This is a genomic window from Aureimonas jatrophae, assembly GCF_900104035.1.
Lineage (GTDB): Bacteria > Pseudomonadota > Alphaproteobacteria > Rhizobiales > Rhizobiaceae > Aureimonas > Aureimonas jatrophae.
This window is the reverse complement of record NZ_FNIT01000003.1, coordinates 304,308-320,056: the sequence shown is the minus strand read 5'-3', so window position 1 is coordinate 320,056 and position 15,749 is coordinate 304,308. Positions and strand designations below refer to the sequence as shown.

Below are 15,749 nucleotides of genomic sequence, written 5' to 3'. Positions count from 1 at the left end.
AAAGGGAGGGACTTCCGTGAGCCCCTTCCCGTCTTGGCGCTAGACCAGCGCCTTGCCCTTCGCGTCGATGGCGTTGGCGACCGCGTCGTCGCTCGCCTCGTCGGGAAGCAGCATCTCGTTGTGCGCCTTCCCGCTCGGAATCATTGGGAAGCAGTTGGCGAGGTTCTGGACGCAGCAGTCGAAGATCACCGGTCGATCGACCGAGATCATCTCCTGAATACCAGCATCGAGGTCGCCCGCCTTCTCGACCCGCAAACCGACGCCGCCGTAGGCCTCCGCCAGCTTAACGAAGTCCGGCATCGCCTCCGAGTAGCTGTTCGACAAGCGGTTGCCATGCAGCAGCTGCTGCCACTGGCGCACCATGCCCATGTACTGGTTGTTCAGGATGAACACCTTGACGGGCGCGCCATGCTGAACGGCGGTCGAGAGTTCCTGTGTCATCATCTGGATCGAGGCGTCGCCCGCGATGTCGATGACGAGCGCATCGGGATGGGCAATCTGGACGCCGACCGCCGCCGGCAGACCGTAGCCCATCGTGCCGAGGCCGCCTGAGGTCATCCAGCGGTTGGGCTCCTCGAATCCGTAGAACTGGGCCGCCCACATCTGGTGCTGGCCAACCTCGGTGGTGATGAAGGTCTTGCGATCCTTCGTCAGCTCATAAAGGCGCTTCACCGCGTGTTGGGGCAGGATGATGTCGCCCTCCTGCCGGAATGCCAGCGAGTTGCGCGCGCGCCAGACCCGAATCTTCTCGTTCCAGTCGTCGAGGCGACCGCTCTCCTGCGGTCCGCCCTCGCGCCATGCCTCGACCATCGCAGACAGCACATGGGCGACGTCGCCGATGATCGGCAGGTCGACGCGCACGTTCTTGTTGATCGACGATGGGTCGATGTCGATGTGGATCTTCTTTGAGTTCGGCGAGAAGGCGTCGAGCCTGCCGGTGATGCGGTCGTCGAACCGCGCACCGACGCAGATCATGACGTCGCACTCGTGCATCGCCATGTTCGCCTCGAACGTGCCGTGCATGCCGAGCATGCCCATCCAGCGCTCGCCCGATGCCGGATAGGCACCGAGGCCCATCAGCGTCGAGGTGATCGGGAAGCCCGTCATCTCGACTAGCTCGCGCAGGAGGCGCGACGCCTCCGGACCGGAATTGATGACACCCCCGCCGGTATAGAGGATCGGGCGGTGTGCGGAACGCATCAGTTCGACGGCTGCACGGATGCGACCCGCATCGGCATCAAGGCGCGGCTGATAGCGTTGCGTCGCGCGCGACAGGGTCGGCGGCGTGTACGTTCCCGTCGCGAACTGGACGTCCTTCGGGATGTCGACGACGACCGGACCGGGACGGCCGGACGTCGCGACGTGGAAGGCCTCGTGCAGGATCTCGGCCAGATCCTCAACGCTCTTCACCAGCCAGTTGTGTTTCGTGCAGGGCCGGGTGATGCCGACCGTATCGCACTCCTGGAAGGCGTCCGATCCGATCAGCGTCGTCGGGACCTGACCTGTGATGCAGACGAGCGGGATGGAGTCCATCAAGGCATCCTGCAGAGGTGTGACGGCGTTGGTCGCACCAGGCCCGGAGGTCACCAGCATCACGCCAGGCTTTCCGGTCGAGCGGGCATAGCCTTCCGCCGCGTGGCCTGCACCCTGCTCGTGGCGAACGAGGATGTGCTTCACGTCATCCTGCAGGAACAGCGCGTCGTAGATCGGCAGGACCGCGCCGCCGGGATAGCCGAAGAGATGCTCGACGCCATGATCCTTCATGGCCTGGACCACCATCTGGGCACCCGTCATCTTGCGGATACCGGTGTCGATCGTCATGTCGTTCATCGCGCGGCCTTATCGTTCGCTGCACGTCCGAGTTGCGGGACGTTGATGGATACGGGAACTTGCGGGCAACAAAAAAGGCCCTCGAGGGGCCTTTGTACTGCGCACACGTGGCAAGAGCCGGACGGTCGTCAGACCGTCTCGCGTGTGCGCCACCTTACGAGAATGAGCTTCTTGAACATGGGGACAGACGCTAGCGGAGCCCTACGAAAGCGTCAAGGGCCTACTTCAGAGCCGACGAGATGTCAGGCGAGCGGATATGTCCGTAACGCGCCAAGATGATTGCGTAGATCCCGAACGCAATGAGTCCAGCCCCAGTCGCCGACAGCAAAAGCCAGCCGTAAGGCCACGAGCCGATCTCCTCGAGACCATCTTCGAGGCCAGGCGGATGGGCTGCGTTCCAGCGAGACGCGCCCGTCAACAGCAGGACAGCAATCGCTGCAAAGACAATGCCACGCGCAACGAGGCCCATACGGCAGACGATTGTCATCCATGCCGCCTGAGCGGGCGGTAGCGATACGAACCTGAGGAACGAGCCCGTGTACGCCTTTCCGATCTGCGACCCAGCGACACCCAGCATGATCAGCCCGAGTGGGATCGTCAGCCAGGGGCCGAAGACTTGCGCCCAGCGCTCGAGGATCTGGCTGCCGCCACCACTCCCTCCGACCGACACGCCGAAGAGGATTGAGCCGACATAGACGGCCAGGAATGAGTACGCGAAGGCCGAGACCAACCGACCAGCCCGTGTCGCAAGTCCTTTGAAACTTGTGCCGTAGCCATCGGCATCCAGAACGGCCTGCACGAGTCGCCAGATCGCAAAGGCTGGCAGTGCGATGACGAGAAGTACGAGAGAGATGCTTCCGAATGGGGTCGCGATGATCTCGGAGATCGCCTCGCGTTCGCTGATTGTGTCTCCGCCGGCAAAGGCGGTCCGGAAGGCGAAGAAGCCGATGACGATGAAGATGGCAGCGCGAGCGAGATACCCGAGACGCGCCCCCTTCTCGATGGCGTCTCGATGGTCACGGACGATCACCGTACTCATTGTCGCTCCCCTGCTTTGATCGCTGCAACAGTAAGTCACCCGACCGGAACGTCGAGGGGGGAGGCATAGCGGGACCATGTCGGCCCGAACTGGTTGCGAAACCAGGTTTCCTGCCGTTTGGCGTATTGTCGGCTCCGCGTGATCGCCGATTCAGCTGCCTGTTCGAGCGATGAGGTACCGTTTGCGACGCCGAGAAGTTCGCGAAGTCCGATCGCCTTTTCCGCAAGTGGAGCTCCATCGCCGAACCGCTCGCGAAACTCGACCGCTTCGTCCAGCGCGCCGTCCGCGAGCATGGCGTGAAATCGCTGAGCGATCCGCTCACGCAACTCATTCCTCGGCGGCACCAGCACGATCGCCATGACACGTGCCGGGTCGAACAATCCACCCGTCAGATTCGTCCTGAGCTCGGCGAGCGGCCGCGTCGTCGTGTCGATGAGTTCGAGGGCGCGGACGATCCGTTGGCGATCGGTCGGGCGGATCGTCAAGGCGGCGTCGGGATCGCGACGTACGAGTTCTGCATGCAAACTCGCGACCGCGGTCGTCTCACCAAGATTCCTCCAATACGAACGGATAGGCTCCGGTACGGTCGGAAAGTCGTCGAGCCCCATCAGCAAGGCTCGAAAATAGAGTCCGGTCCCGCCGCAGAACACGGGGATCGTTTGGGGAGGCAGAGCCGACAGCGTCGCCTCGACGTCACGCCGCCATTCCCCCACCGAATACGGTTTGTGGGGGGAAACGTGCCCGTACAGGTGGTGGGCTACGTTCCCCATTTCGCTCTCTCGCGGGCGAGCGGTGAGAATGCGCAGTCCATCGTAAACCTGTAGCGCATCCGTATTGAGAACCGCGCCGTCAAAGTGGCTGGCCAGCCGGACGGCAAGCGCAGACTTGCCGCTCGCAGTCGGCCCCGCTATCAGGATCGCGTCCGGTCTCACTCGCCTCGGGTCTCCTTACATCATGCATGTCGTGACGCTCATATCCGCGCGGCGGGATCCCCGCGTCTCGCGCACCCTCGCGGACGCTGCCCGGGACGAGATCGGCGAAGCCGAACTGCGGTGGCTGGAGCGGGATGTCGCCTGCGATCTGACGACCGTCGAACCGTTAGCGGATGATACCCTTCGCCGCTTGCGTTCGCTTGCGGAAGCCGAGGCCATCGATTGCGTCGTGCAGCATGCCGAGGGTCGACGCAAGCGCATCCTTCTTGCCGACATGGACTCCACCATGATCGAGCAGGAATGCATCGATGAACTCGCGGACGTGCTGGGCTTGAAGGACGAGGTTGCCGCTATCACGGCGCGAGCGATGAACGGTGAAATCGCCTTCGAGCCGGCGCTGCGGGAACGCGTTGCTCTCCTGCGTGGTCTGCCGGAAGATACGATCGGTCGCGTCATCGCAGAGCGGATCACCATGACTGACGGTGGTACGACGCTTGTCCGGACGATGCGCAAGGCCGGCGCTCATGCAGCTCTGGTATCTGGCGGGTTCACGGCGTTCACCCAGGTCGTGGCCGACCGGCTCGGTTTCGCGGAGAACCGGGCCAACGTGCTCAACGTCGCCGATGGTCGGCTCGACGGGACTGTTGCCGAACCGATCCTCGGCGCGGAGGCGAAGCTCGCGGCGTTGAACGGCATCGCCCGCGACCTCAATCTCACGTCACAGGACGTTCTGGCTGTCGGGGACGGTGCCAACGACCTTCCCATGATCATGGCGGCCGGGACGGGCGTCGCGCTCCATGCCAAACCCGCGGTCGCCGCCAAGGCGCCATACCGCATCGATCATGGTGATCTGACAGCGCTCTTGTTCATGCAAGGCTATCGTGCAGACGAATTCGTGAGTTGATGCGCCGCCGTCAGTCGATCGGAACGACAACGAAACGCAGGTCGCCGGCTTTGTCGGCCATCAACATGAGCGCGTTGCGACGCCCATCGGTGCGTAGCTTCGCAAGCTTCGTGCGGGCATCGTCCGCCGTCGTGACCGCTTCCTGAGCGATCTCCTTCACAACGGTGCCAGCTTCGATCCCTTTGTCGGCCGCGGCTGACTGCGGTGCGACATCGGTCACGACGACGCCGGAGAGCTCGTCCGCGAGTTCGTAGCGCGACTTCAGTTCAGGCGTCATGTCGGAAAACCGCATTCCAAGTGTCGCTGCGTCAGGGAGCGGTGCGGGATCGACGGTCGCCGTGTCCTTTGGAGGCTGCTCGGCACTGGCCACCTCCTTCTCGCCGTCCTCCAGTCGACCCAGCGTCACCTGAACGTTGACCGTCTCGACAGGACGATCCACGGCGGTCTTTCGAAGGACCGCGATATCGACCGCCTTGCCGACTGGCGTTTCAGCCACGATGCGGGGCAAATCTCGGGATGTTGCGACATCTCGACCGTCGAAGCGCGTGACCACGTCGCCGACCTTGATCTGGCCGTTGTCCGCTGGACCGCGCGGCACGATGCCGGCGACCAGAGCGCCACGGACGTTCGGCAAACCGAGCCCTTCCGCAATGTCGTCGGTGACCGCCTGCAAGCGCAGTCCGAGCCAACCGCGACGCATCTCGCCGAATTCGCGTAGTTGAGACACGACGTTCTGCGCGAGAAGCGCAGGGATCGAGAATCCGATGCCGATGGAACCACCGGTCGGCGAAATGATCGCCGTGTTGATACCGACTACATCGCCGTACATGTCGAAAAGCGGCCCGCCGGAGTTGCCTCGGTTGATCGCGGCATCGGTCTGGATGAAGTTGTCGTAGGGACCTGCGTTGATGTTCCGCCCGCGCGCCGAAACGATGCCCACGGTCACCGTTCCGCCCAGGCCGAACGGGTTGCCGATCGCCATGACCCAGTCGCCGATACGAACCTTGTCGCTATCGCCGAAGGCCACCGCAGCGAGCGGTGCCTTGGGTTCAACCTTCAAGACAGCCAGATCGGTCTTGGGATCGATGCCGACGATCTTGGCGTCAAGTTTGGTCCCGTCCGCGAAGTTGACCGTAATTTCGTCTGCGTCCTGGATGACGTGATTGTTGGTGACGACGATGCCGCTCGGATCGATGACAAAGCCCGAGCCCAAGGACTGAACGCGCTGAGCGTCGTCGTCACCGTTGCCCTGAAGGAGGTCATTGAAGAAGTCCTGGAGCGGAGATCCGTCCGGAGCTTCGAGTTTCGGCACGGCTGGGCCCGGCGACGGTTCCGTACCCTCGACCTTCTGCGAGGTCGAAATGTTGACGACCGCGTTCGACAAGCGATCCGCAAGATCGGCAACCGATGCGGGACCCACCATGCGTGGTTGAGCCGAACCGGAAACGGCATCGACGGGGGGCGGCGCGACAAGCGCAGGGGGTGCCTGAGGCGCGATGGGTTGGTCGTTCGGCGGTGGCGCAATGACCCCTTGCGCCTGACCCGACGTGGTAAACCCTGCTGTCGAGCATGAGAGGGCGACGGCTACGACGCCGCGCGCAGCAGATCGCAGGAGCAGGCTTCGGCTGGCTGACATGTCGTATCCTGTCCGGAAATGGGGGGGCGCCAGGAAGCCAGCGTACCCAACGGCGTGTACTGGCGTGCAGGCGGGTCGTCGACCGGAAGGCAACCCAAAAACTGCGACCGAATCAAGGGCAACGCAACGGTGTGTCGTTGCCGGCCCACGAAAGAACCCCACCCTTGCGTCAGCAAGAGTGGGGTTTCGTAGGCGGCGCAGTGATGGTCAGTTCGACGGTGTAGGCGCGACGCTGGGTGATGTCGCTGTTGAACCGCCCTGCGGAGCGGAAGCACTGGGGGACGACGTTGCACCTGCCGCTCCTTGGCTTGAACCCGTCGTCGGCAGCGTGTTGCTATCGAAGAACCGGAAGAAGTCCGAGTTCGGGGACAGCACCATAGTCGTGTTGCCGTTATCAAGAGCCGTGCGATACGCCTGCATCGACCGGTAGAACTCGAAGAATGCCGGATCGCGCTGGTAGACATTGGCAAAGGTGGCGTTGCGCTCGGCCTCACCTTCACCCTGCAGGATCTCGGCGTCGCGCCGGGCTGCGGCAACGGTCTCGGACACATTGCGGTCCGCTGCTGCGCGGATCTCCCGAGCGGAAACCCGACCACGTGCCCTCACCCGCTCGGCTTCTGCGAGACGCTCGGCACGCATCCGCGCGAAGGTCTGCTGCGAGACTTCGGCAGTCAGATCGGTGCGACGGATGCGCACGTCCTGCAGGTCGATGCCGAGCGATCGAGCTTCCGGACGGATCTGATTGCGGACCTCGACCATCATCTGCCCACGTTCCTCGGACAGCGCCGCTTCGAAGTTGCGCAAACCATAAACCTGACGCACCGCGTTGTTGAAACGGGTGCGCAAGCGTTGCTCGGCCTGCGGGATCGAGCCGGACGTGGTCTGCCGGAACACGGCAGCGTCCGAGATGCGATAGACGAGGAACGCGTCGACCTCGTAGAAGGCTCCGCCGGAAACCTGAACTCGCAGGTTATCCAGGTCGAGACGCTGCAGGCGCGTCGGCAGGACCTGGATATTGTCGGCTCCGGCAAAGCTGAACGGCAGCTTGAAGTACAAGCCGGGCTCGTTGACGACGCGCTGAATTTCACCGAAGCGCGTGACGATGGCCTGGGTGCCTTCGCGCACGACGAAGAGCGAACTCCATAGCGCCAGAACCACGACGGCTAGAACGATCAGGAGGCTGGTAAAGCGGTTGGCCATCAGTTGACGCCCCCGAACGTGTTGGACGACAGGGTCTGCCCGGATGGCGAAGGCGTCGCGCTACCGGATGGGCGCGGAAGCGTTGTCGGAGACGCTGCGTTTCCGTTGGGTTGGGCCTGCGAGCCGCGCTGTAGTTCGTTGAGCGGAAGATACGGCACGACACCCGAACCGGAGCCCTGATCCATCAGGACCTTGTTCGAACCACGCAGAACCTGTTCCATCGTCTCGAGATACAGCCGCTGACGCGTGACCTCCGGGGCCTTCTCGTATTCGTCGAGCACGGCACCGAAGCGCTGCGACTCACCCTGCGCCTCCAGCACGACACGGTTCTTGAATGCTGCGGCGTCTTCCCGAATCTGAACGGCTTCGCCTTGCGCGCGGCCCAACTGCTCGTTCTGATAAAGCCGGGCTTCCTCGATGAACTGGTTCTCGTTCTGCTCGGCGCGTTGCACTTCCTCGAAGGCGTCGGCGACGTCTGCCGGAGGCGCTGCCTCCTCGATCGAGATCGCATTCACGTTGATGCCGGCACCGTAGCTGTCGAGCGTCTCCTGCGTGATGCTGCGAACGAGCTCGGCGATACCGGCCCGATCGTCGCGGAAAACGTCTTCGACCGGGCGCCGTCCTACGACCTCGCGCATGGCGCTCTCGCTGACCTGGCGCAACAGCGACTGCGGGTCCTGGACGTTGAAGAGGTAGGCCTTCGGATCCGCGACCGCATAGAGAACGGCAAACTGCACGTCGACAATGTTCTGATCGCCTGACAGCATCAAGCCGGAGCCATCGCCGCGCTGCCCGCTACCAACCGTGATCTGGTTCTCGACCACCGGAACCGTTTCCACGGTTTCGAACGGCCACATGACGAAGTGGAGGCCGGGCTGCGAGAGTTCGGCTCGGGGCTTGCCGAACAGCAGTTCGACGCCGACTTCGTCCGGCTGAACGGTGTAGACCGCATTCAGGAGCCAGACCACCGCCAGTCCCGCAACGAGCAGTCCGCCGAACGCGAGGTTGCCACCGCTGCCGCCTCCGCGGGGTCCGCCCGGCATCGCGCGGCGAAGACGATCCTGACCGCGACGCAGGATATCCTCCAGGTCCGGTGATCCGTTGTTGCCAGGGCGTGGCCCTTGCGGCCCCTGCCCCCAAGGACCACCGTTGTTACCGCCGCCCTTCCAGCCGCCGTTCCCCGTCTGATTGCTCCAGGGCATGTATTTCCTTCCAATTCGGGAGACGCTCCGAAGCAGCGGGATAGCGCGTCGGTACGATCCGCTCACTTATAGGAAGAGCAAAACCTTGTTTCAACGCGATGATCCGCCGCCGCAGACGGGCACGATGCCCCATGGTTACCGGGATCGCGGTGAAATCGGACGATGAGAACTCGGTATGTCGAAGACGTGATGGAGTTACACCGAGCCCGAGAGGCGATCCCATGTTTCGGCGCGATAGGCGGCGGAGTCGCGCTCACCCATCACCAGCGGCGTCTGTTCGGTAAGTTCGAACGAGTGCTCGAACGGCTGGAGGCGTGTATCGCCGCTCGGCTCCGCGTCGATCCTCGTCAGGTAGATACGGTCGATTGCCGGCATCAGAAGCGTATAGATTTCCGCGCCGCCGACGACCGCAATTCCGTTCGTGCCTCGCGCTCGGGCCGCATCGGCCGCCCGTTGCAGCGCTTCCTCCGGCGTCTTGGCGAGAACGGCCCCTGCAAAATTCAGGGAGTCGCCTCTCGTCAGGACTATGGTGTCTCGATCCGGCAGAAGCCGACCGATCGAATCGAGCGTTCGTCGTCCCATGATCATGGGGCGCCCGGTCGTGAGCTCGCGAAAACGCCGCAGGTCACCAGGGAGGCGCCAAGGCATGCCTCCTCTGTCGCCAATCACGCGGTTCCGAGCCATGGCGACGACCGCGAAGACCTCGATCTCGCCGATCATACGGCGACCTTCGCCCTGATATGCTCGTGAGCTTGGTAACCGCTGATCTCGATATCTTCGTATCGGAAACCAAACAGATCATGGACGTCCGGATTGAGCTTGAGGGTCGGGAGCGGAAGCGGCTCACGACTCAGTTGGAGGCGTGCCTGCTCGAAATGATTGGCGTAGAGATGCGCGTCCCCCAACGTGTGGACGAAGGTACCCGGTTTCAGGTTCGTCACCTGTGCGACCATTGCCGTCAATAAAGCATAGGACGCGATGTTGAACGGTACCCCAAGGAAGATATCGCCGGATCGCTGATAGAGTTGGCAGGAAAGCCGGCCCTCGGCGACGTAGAACTGGAAGAGGCAGTGGCACGGCGGAAGCGCCATCTCGTCGACCTGCGCCGGGTTCCAGGCCGATACGATCAGCCTGCGCGAGCTAGGATTTTGTCGGATTGCGTCGACGACGGCGGCGATCTGGTCGATGTGGCCGCCCCGCCCGTCGGGCCAAGAGCGCCACTGGGATCCGTAGACCGGTCCGAGTTCACCGCTCTCGTCCGCCCACTCGTCCCAGATGCGGACCCCGTTCGCCTGTAGGTACGCAATGTTGGTCTCGCCCTTCAGGAACCATAGCAGTTCGTGAATGATCGACCGCAGGTGCAATCGTTTGGTCGTCACGAGCGGGAAACCAGCGCCGAGGTCGAAGCGCATCTGATGCCCGAAGATCGAGCGTGTTCCCGTTCCCGTTCGATCCATTCGATCGGTACCGTCCCGTAGGACGCGATCGAGCAATTCGAGATAGGCGCGCATGGCGTACTCCGTTGTGCCGCGAATTGACGCCGGGAATCGTTAGAGAAGCATGAGCGTCGTGCCGCTCGGCGTCCATTGCGATGACGCCATAGGTCGGGCGAAAACGAGGACGGGTTCGATTTCGCCGCTTGGAAGGCGAGCCAGTCCCGAACCTGATTTGCCGGACGGTTCCGGGCTTTTCACGGCGCGGCGGAGCGCCTATATTCCGCTCGCCGGGGCAACCCGGCTATGGCGATAAACGGCCGGTGTAATAAACCTTTCGGACCCGGGGGCGGTACCCGGCGCCTCCACCTGAACCCTTCGTTGGAAGGGCTGAGGCGGGGGCGAAATAGGATCGACGAGGGTGTAAAGATCGTTCTTTCGCTCGGCATGGTACCACCGTCATCGGGCTGTAAAAATAGTTGCCAACGACAACTATGCGGAAGCCCGTCTCGCCGCGTAAAGCGGTGCGATAGCTTCAAATTAAGCCCTGGGGGTTCGCACTCCTAGGCGGGGCCCGGAGGCGCCTGGCAACAGAAGCCTCCACCTTATTGCCTGAAGCCGGGTGGCTTCGCGAGGGGCGCGTAGTTGCAGGACACCCGATGGGTCAGGATCTTATCCGTTACGATGTTCTGGCTCAGGACGCGCTGAGAGGCGTGATCCGGAAGGTGCTCAGCGAAGTCGTGAAGACCGGCTTGCCGGGCGACCACCATTTCTTCATCACCTTCCTGACGTCGGCACCCGGCGTGCGTCTCTCGTCGCGCCTGCGCGAAAAGTACCCCGAACTGATGACGATCGTCATCCAGCATCAGTATTGGGACCTGCAGGTCACCGAATCCTCGTTCGAAGTTGGTCTCTCCTTCTCGGATATACCCGAGCGCTTGCTGATCCCCTTCAGTGCCATTCGTGGCTTCTATGATCCGGCAGTGAACTTCGAGTTGGAGTTCGACGTGCGGGATATGGATGCGGCAAATACCCAGAGCGAGGACGCGCCGGCACCGACGGCGCTCGCGCCGGTGCCTTCCGGTCCGGTCGCGGTCAAGCCGGCGCCCGCTGCAGCGCCTGTCACGCCGGAGGCGAAGCCCGCTCTAAGGAGCACTGGCGAAAAGGTCGCGGCCAAGACCGACGCCGAGAAGGCGCCCTCCGAGAAGGCTGACAAGGGATCGGCCGATGTCGTCTCCCTGGATGCGTTCCGCAAGAAGCCGTAAGCGCGATGGTTGCCGAGGTCGTCAACCTGCGTTTGGCGCGCAAGCGTGCCAAGCGAAAGTCGGATGACCAGGTAGCCGAACAGAACCGTTTGCTGCATGGGCAGACGGCAGGCCAACGCGCGCGCATCAAGCACGAGATGGAGACGCGCGATCGGCACCTTGATGCCAGTCGCATCGACAGTCGCCATGACCCCGACGACGTGACGTGATCACGAAACGCTCCCTGTCGATACAAGGCCACCGAACGTCGATCAGCATCGAAGACGCGTTCTGGCATCAACTACGTTCCATCGCGGAGAGAGAGCAGAGCAGCCTGTCTCAACTTGTTGCTCGCATCGATGCCGACCGCGCGCCGACAACCAACTTGTCATCGGCGTTGCGCCTGTTCGTCCTGACGGATGTCACCGCGCGTATTCCCGAAGGGGACGTCAAAAACTCGGGAATGCCCTGACGCCGGGCAGGCCATTCGATGAGCCGGGAGGAGACGGCCCTTGGGGCGTGACCGTACCTGACAGGTCGGGCAAGCCCGGTGGGGTCGCGGGGATTGGTTCGATGGACTGTGCCGCCGCCTGTGCAGCCTTTCGACGCTCCTCTTCCTCTTCCACCAGCTGCCGACGGGATGCGGCTTCCGCCGCCTGTCTAGCTTGCGTCCGCTCGTCGCGAATGGTTGTGCGCTCCCGGTACAGCCGTGCTTCGCGACGCAAGCGTGCGGTCTCACTCAAGTCTTCGCGCAACGCATCGACACGAGCTTGTTCTCGCTGATACGCGCGGATCCCGACGTAGCTCGTCAGCGCCTCGGTTCTCGCTTCCAGATCTGGCGTCGCAACTGTCCCAGCAATGCGATAATCGACGCGTGGCGGCTCAGAACCCGGGACGACGTCGCTGGTTTTCGGACGTAGCGTCAGCTGTCCGGATAGCTCGCCATCGGACAAGCGAATCGCGACATCGCCTTGCAGGTCCGCACCATCATCGTTCGCTTCGAACGGGTCGGTACGAAGTGTACCAGCCCCGATCTGGAACGATAGAGTACGACTACCCAAACTGAAGCTCGACCCGTCGCCGGTTTCCGAAACGAGTTGCGCCACGGTCGCTGCGTCGAGAGCCGCCGTCTGGCTATCGGCCGCTAACATCACTGGTGTCAGGATATCCGGAGACAGTCCGAAGATCCGAGCGTTCCGCAGGGTCGCCATACCGGAGCCGTTCAGGGACGAGATGATCTCGCTAAGATTGCGTCCCGCGCCCGCAAGTTGGCCGCTCACATCCATCTGTCCGGCTAGAACGCCTTCGTTCGGCAGTTCCAACTGAAGCAGAGCACCGTTTCCCTCGACATTCACCAGACCGTCGACATTTCGCAAGGTAATCTCGCCAGTTGCGCGTGCCGTCCCGGTTGAAACCGACACCTCTTGTGCTTGGAGAAGCCCGGATCCGTCTCCCGATAGCAGCAGTTGGAGATCGCGGCCGACCGTTTCGTTGCCGTTCGTCAAGCGATCTGCGGCGACATCGACGCTGAATGCCCTCTTCGGCATAAGGGACCGGCCAAACGCGGTATCGACCGTTCGCTGTTCTAAGCCCAACGCAACGCGCTGCAGCCAATCCGCCGCGAGCGCCGAAACCTCAAGACTTCCGACAACAGGCGCCGAACCGTTCGCCGCCAGCGTCGCCATGACCCGTTCGTCCGCGACGGCCCCTTTGAATGCGCTCATTTCCCAGGCATGCGGGCTCCAAGTCAGTCGACCGGCCACATCCAACGGCACCCGCTCCAAACCCTGACCGGCAGCGATCCCGAGCGTCGTCAGCCACGGCGCCACATCCTCGCTGCGCGCCAACACCTCAGCGCTGACACTGGTGACGCCCGTGGCGTCGAGCGTGATCGAACCATTCAACGATGCTTTCGTGTCGTTCGCTTCGACGACGAGTGAAGTCGCGATCGGATGATCCGGCGCGCCACTGGCGCTGAGAGAAATCCGAAGGGGCGAAAGGCCATCGATGGCGACGACAGGTCGCCCCAACTGTCCCAACAGAATGGCGGCATTGTCGTTCTCAAGCATTGCGTCGAGGCCGAATCGGCCATCCAAGGACTGGGCCGCAAGCCCGTTTTCCAGCGCGAGGCGGAGGTCAGTCGCCGTTCCTCCGGCGGTACCGGACAGCGCGAGAAGAAGATCTCGTGTCTGCTCGCCGGTTGGCGATGCCAATGTGCCGGCGAGCGTAAGCGGCGCGATCGTCCCAGCGCGTGTCTGTAGCGTCCGGAAGAACGGGCTGTCGGGCGCAAGATCGGCAAGAAGCGACAACAGACCGCTCGGCTCCTCTGCGTGCACGTCGATACCCAGGTCGGGCTTCGGTGCGTCAAATAGATCGGCGATCGTCCCCTCGGCATGGATTGATGCACCGGCAAAGTCGTCGGCGGTCATATCGGCGATTTCGAGCAGGCCGTTCTGCAACATGAAATCTGCCGCGAGATGATTGGCCCGATAGCTTGCAAACGTGACGGGTCCGGCGTCGAACTGGACATCGAAACGCTCGCTGGAGATCGTGTCGGCGTTTGGCAGGGTCCGGACGACTGCCGCAAGAGGTCGTAGATCGACGCTTCCTCCTTTCAGATCAACCAGATTCACGGTGCCTTCCGGTCGCATGGTACGTTGGACCGACCCTGTCAGGGTGCCGCCGTCGAGATCGATCTCTAGTCCCGAAAGGCGTTGGGTATCCGTCGAGAACTCGACATCGGCTTGCAAGCCGGCACGCGAGAGCGAGACGAGTTCTGTTGCGGAGGCCAGGCCAACCCAATTGAAAAAGGCTGCAGGCTGACGGACTGCAAGAAGCAGCGAGCCTTTGAAGGACGGGTCGGTGCGCAATGCGGCAAGACCTGACGCTTCGATCTGCGAGCGGCCTGGAAGCTCCGCGGAGAACGTCTCGACCGACCAGCCATCCGCGGTGGGTGAGCCGACAAATGAAAGATTGCGGAGCGTTGTATCCCCAACGGTCAGGAGCGGAAGCGAGAGTTGAACGCGGCCAGGTATGTCCGAGGTGGGAAGTCTCTCGATGAGACCGCGCAAGCTCGCCAGTCGCTGTTGGAAGGTTGGCGACGAAGACCCGTTCGAAGGCGCCAGTCGATCGAAGTCCGTCGCCTGACCGCGGACCGTGAGATCGAAATGCGGAATAGCGCCGATGGCGAGACGCGCGTTTCCTTCAACGACGTAGGGCTGCGCTGCGTTGCCGACCTCGATCCGCACATCGGTCAGGGATGCCTCATGCGTCGTCAGTTGAATGGCCGCCGTCGCTTCACCCGGAGGCAGGAAACGCGTCGTCTCAGCCTCGTCAGGTTCGGCGGTAGCGGGCGTTGCGATCCGGATCTTGCCGTCCACGATCGGTCGGTCCGGTTTGTTTGAGAAAACAGCATCGACGGATGCGGATACGTCGAGCCGTGTCGAGATCGTGGTTAGGCGTACCGGCAGACCCGAAGCGGCATCGACGCGCCCTGTCGAGAGGTTCAGGGTCAGCGGCTCATCGTCGGCATTCAACGTCGCCGTTCCGACGAAGGGACCAGCCAGCGATTGTGCCGCTAATTCCGCATTCACGTTTGTGAACGCGAAGCGCCGCCCCGCGCGCCGGTCCTCCAGAACGATCGAACCACCCGCTATCGCAACGCTCTCAAGGACAACGCTCGTGCCGTCTGCGCTTGCACCATCGGTCACCGGCCAGCGCACGCTTCCATCCGCTTCGATCGGTATCGTCAGGCGGGGAGCATCCAGACGCATGTCGAAGATGCGAATTTCCCCCGACAGGTAGGGTGCCAATTCGGCATCCATGCGGAACGAAGCGATCGAAAGAATTGGGTCGGCGCGGTCTCCGATCACGACATCGTCGAAGGTAACGCTCGGGAACGGCAGTAGACGGGCGGAGGCTTTGCCTCGCACTTCGACCTTTTGGCCCAGAAGCCGAGATGCTTCCTCCTCGAACTGGCTACGATAGACGGTCCAGTCGACGAAGAGCGGTCCGACGAGAAGCACGACAAGCGCCACAACGATCACGCTGCCCAGGGCAATGAAGGCCTTCATGGCGAGATGCCGGAACTCCAAACAAAGGTGAAAGGCGAGATTTTCGTCTCAGCTGACGATACGACGTTGGCCTATGTGTGCCCGGTGTGTCGAGGGGCTTGCATCGACGAAAGACCGTGACCTGTCACAGGGTTAGCATTCCGCTTCCCGTCAATAGGCGAGGTCGACGTCGGGATGAAGCTGCTTTGAACGAGATCGACCTACCCGATCGGGTGCGTCCGCGCTAGGCGATGTTCCCCTAGTGTTCTGCAGCCGA

The 15,749-nt window shown here is 62.7% G+C and carries 12 protein-coding genes, 1 other RNA gene and 2 pseudogenes; 6 read left to right on the top strand and 9 right to left on the bottom strand.

Going from position 1 to position 15,749, the window contains the following annotated elements:
• Window positions 1-39: 39 nt before the first annotated feature.
• The 3 genes from BLQ76_RS09195 to miaA all read right to left on the bottom strand — a co-directional run bounded on the left by BLQ76_RS09195 (window position 40) and on the right by miaA (window position 3,801).
• Window positions 40-1,821, bottom strand: a complete 1,782-nt coding sequence (locus BLQ76_RS09195) for an acetolactate synthase 3 large subunit (protein ID WP_090672705.1) — start codon at window positions 1,819-1,821, stop codon at window positions 40-42.
• 229 nt (window positions 1,822-2,050) lie between these two features.
• On the bottom strand, window positions 2,051-2,869 hold the full coding sequence (locus BLQ76_RS09190; protein WP_170842534.1) for a DUF1206 domain-containing protein: 819 nt from the start codon (window positions 2,867-2,869) through the stop codon (window positions 2,051-2,053).
• A 35-nt stretch (window positions 2,870-2,904) separates the two neighbouring features.
• Window positions 2,905-3,801, bottom strand: coding sequence for a tRNA (adenosine(37)-N6)-dimethylallyltransferase MiaA (miaA, locus tag BLQ76_RS09185; RefSeq protein WP_090672219.1), 897 nt, complete (start codon window positions 3,799-3,801; stop codon window positions 2,905-2,907).
• Between the two features lie 22 nt (window positions 3,802-3,823).
• Here miaA and serB point away from each other — a divergent pair, with 22 nt between their 5' ends.
• Window positions 3,824-4,705: a phosphoserine phosphatase SerB gene (serB, locus tag BLQ76_RS09180; protein ID WP_090672216.1), complete on the top strand. Its 882-nt coding sequence runs from the start codon at window positions 3,824-3,826 to the stop codon at window positions 4,703-4,705.
• A 10-nt stretch (window positions 4,706-4,715) separates the two neighbouring features.
• Here the strand turns inward: serB and BLQ76_RS09175 are convergent, their stop codons facing one another.
• The 5 genes from BLQ76_RS09175 to BLQ76_RS09155 all read right to left on the bottom strand — a co-directional run bounded on the left by BLQ76_RS09175 (window position 4,716) and on the right by BLQ76_RS09155 (window position 10,254).
• Window positions 4,716-6,374 (bottom strand): Do family serine endopeptidase, encoded by a 1,659-nt coding sequence (locus tag BLQ76_RS09175; protein WP_425285156.1) that lies wholly within the window; start codon window positions 6,372-6,374, stop codon window positions 4,716-4,718.
• 174 nt (window positions 6,375-6,548) lie between these two features.
• Window positions 6,549-7,541, bottom strand: a complete 993-nt coding sequence (gene hflC, locus BLQ76_RS09170; RefSeq protein ID WP_090672209.1) for a protease modulator HflC — start codon at window positions 7,539-7,541, stop codon at window positions 6,549-6,551.
• Window positions 7,541-8,743, bottom strand: coding sequence for an FtsH protease activity modulator HflK (hflK, locus tag BLQ76_RS09165; RefSeq protein WP_090672206.1), 1,203 nt, complete (start codon window positions 8,741-8,743; stop codon window positions 7,541-7,543). The genes hflC and hflK overlap by 1 nt, the downstream gene beginning before the upstream one ends.
• Before the next feature lie 195 nt (window positions 8,744-8,938).
• Window positions 8,939-9,463: a dihydrofolate reductase gene (locus BLQ76_RS09160; RefSeq protein ID WP_090672203.1), complete on the bottom strand. Its 525-nt coding sequence runs from the start codon at window positions 9,461-9,463 to the stop codon at window positions 8,939-8,941.
• A complete protein-coding gene (locus BLQ76_RS09155) occupies window positions 9,460-10,254 on the bottom strand; it encodes a thymidylate synthase (RefSeq protein ID WP_090672200.1) in 795 nt (264 codons plus the stop codon). The genes BLQ76_RS09160 and BLQ76_RS09155 overlap by 4 nt, the downstream gene beginning before the upstream one ends.
• A gap of 172 nt (window positions 10,255-10,426) precedes the next feature.
• Here BLQ76_RS09155 and ssrA point away from each other — a divergent pair.
• From ssrA to BLQ76_RS09135, 5 genes and pseudogenes are all read left to right on the top strand, one after another.
• Window positions 10,427-10,781: a transfer-messenger RNA gene (ssrA, locus tag BLQ76_RS09150) on the top strand.
• Between the two features lie 54 nt (window positions 10,782-10,835).
• Window positions 10,836-11,354, top strand: a pseudogene (locus BLQ76_RS09145) (SspB family protein); the annotation flags it as partial.
• Window positions 11,340-11,441: pseudogene (locus BLQ76_RS22785) on the top strand (SspB family protein); the annotation flags it as partial. The pseudogenes BLQ76_RS09145 and BLQ76_RS22785, both read left to right, overlap by 15 nt.
• Window positions 11,442-11,446: 5 nt before the next feature.
• Window positions 11,447-11,650 carry a DUF4169 family protein gene (locus BLQ76_RS09140; RefSeq protein WP_090672195.1) on the top strand — a complete coding sequence of 68 codons (204 nt, stop codon included), beginning with the start codon at window positions 11,447-11,449 and terminating at the stop codon, window positions 11,648-11,650.
• Window positions 11,647-11,892 carry a ribbon-helix-helix domain-containing protein gene (locus tag BLQ76_RS09135; protein WP_090672193.1) on the top strand — a complete coding sequence of 82 codons (246 nt, stop codon included), beginning with the start codon at window positions 11,647-11,649 and terminating at the stop codon, window positions 11,890-11,892. Before BLQ76_RS09140 ends, BLQ76_RS09135 begins: the two co-directional genes overlap by 4 nt.
• On the opposite strand, the gene BLQ76_RS09130 is transcribed toward BLQ76_RS09135, so the two are convergent.
• Window positions 11,870-15,493 carry an AsmA family protein gene (locus tag BLQ76_RS09130; RefSeq protein ID WP_139183969.1) on the bottom strand — a complete coding sequence of 1,208 codons (3,624 nt, stop codon included), beginning with the start codon at window positions 15,491-15,493 and terminating at the stop codon, window positions 11,870-11,872. The genes BLQ76_RS09135 and BLQ76_RS09130 overlap by 23 nt on opposite strands.
• Between the last annotated feature and the right edge of the window lie 256 nt (window positions 15,494-15,749).

Excerpts from the sequence above, each read along its gene's own strand:
- BLQ76_RS09195 (WP_090672705.1), bottom strand. The coding sequence starts at position 1,821 with ATGACGATCGACACCGGTATCCGCAAGATGACGGGTGCCCAGATGGTG.
- BLQ76_RS09190 (WP_170842534.1), bottom strand. The coding sequence starts at position 2,869 with ATGAGTACGGTGATCGTCCGTGACCATCGAGACGCCATCGAGAAGGGG.
- serB (WP_090672216.1), top strand. The coding sequence starts at position 3,824 with ATGCATGTCGTGACGCTCATATCCGCGCGGCGGGATCCCCGCGTCTCG.
- hflC (WP_090672209.1), bottom strand. The coding sequence starts at position 7,541 with ATGGCCAACCGCTTTACCAGCCTCCTGATCGTTCTAGCCGTCGTGGTT.
- hflK (WP_090672206.1), bottom strand. The coding sequence starts at position 8,743 with ATGCCCTGGAGCAATCAGACGGGGAACGGCGGCTGGAAGGGCGGCGGT.
- BLQ76_RS09160 (WP_090672203.1), bottom strand. The coding sequence starts at position 9,463 with ATGATCGGCGAGATCGAGGTCTTCGCGGTCGTCGCCATGGCTCGGAAC.
- BLQ76_RS09155 (WP_090672200.1), bottom strand. The coding sequence starts at position 10,254 with ATGCGCGCCTATCTCGAATTGCTCGATCGCGTCCTACGGGACGGTACC.
- BLQ76_RS09140 (WP_090672195.1), top strand. The coding sequence starts at position 11,447 with ATGGTTGCCGAGGTCGTCAACCTGCGTTTGGCGCGCAAGCGTGCCAAG.
- BLQ76_RS09130 (WP_139183969.1), bottom strand. The coding sequence starts at position 15,493 with ATGAAGGCCTTCATTGCCCTGGGCAGCGTGATCGTTGTGGCGCTTGTC.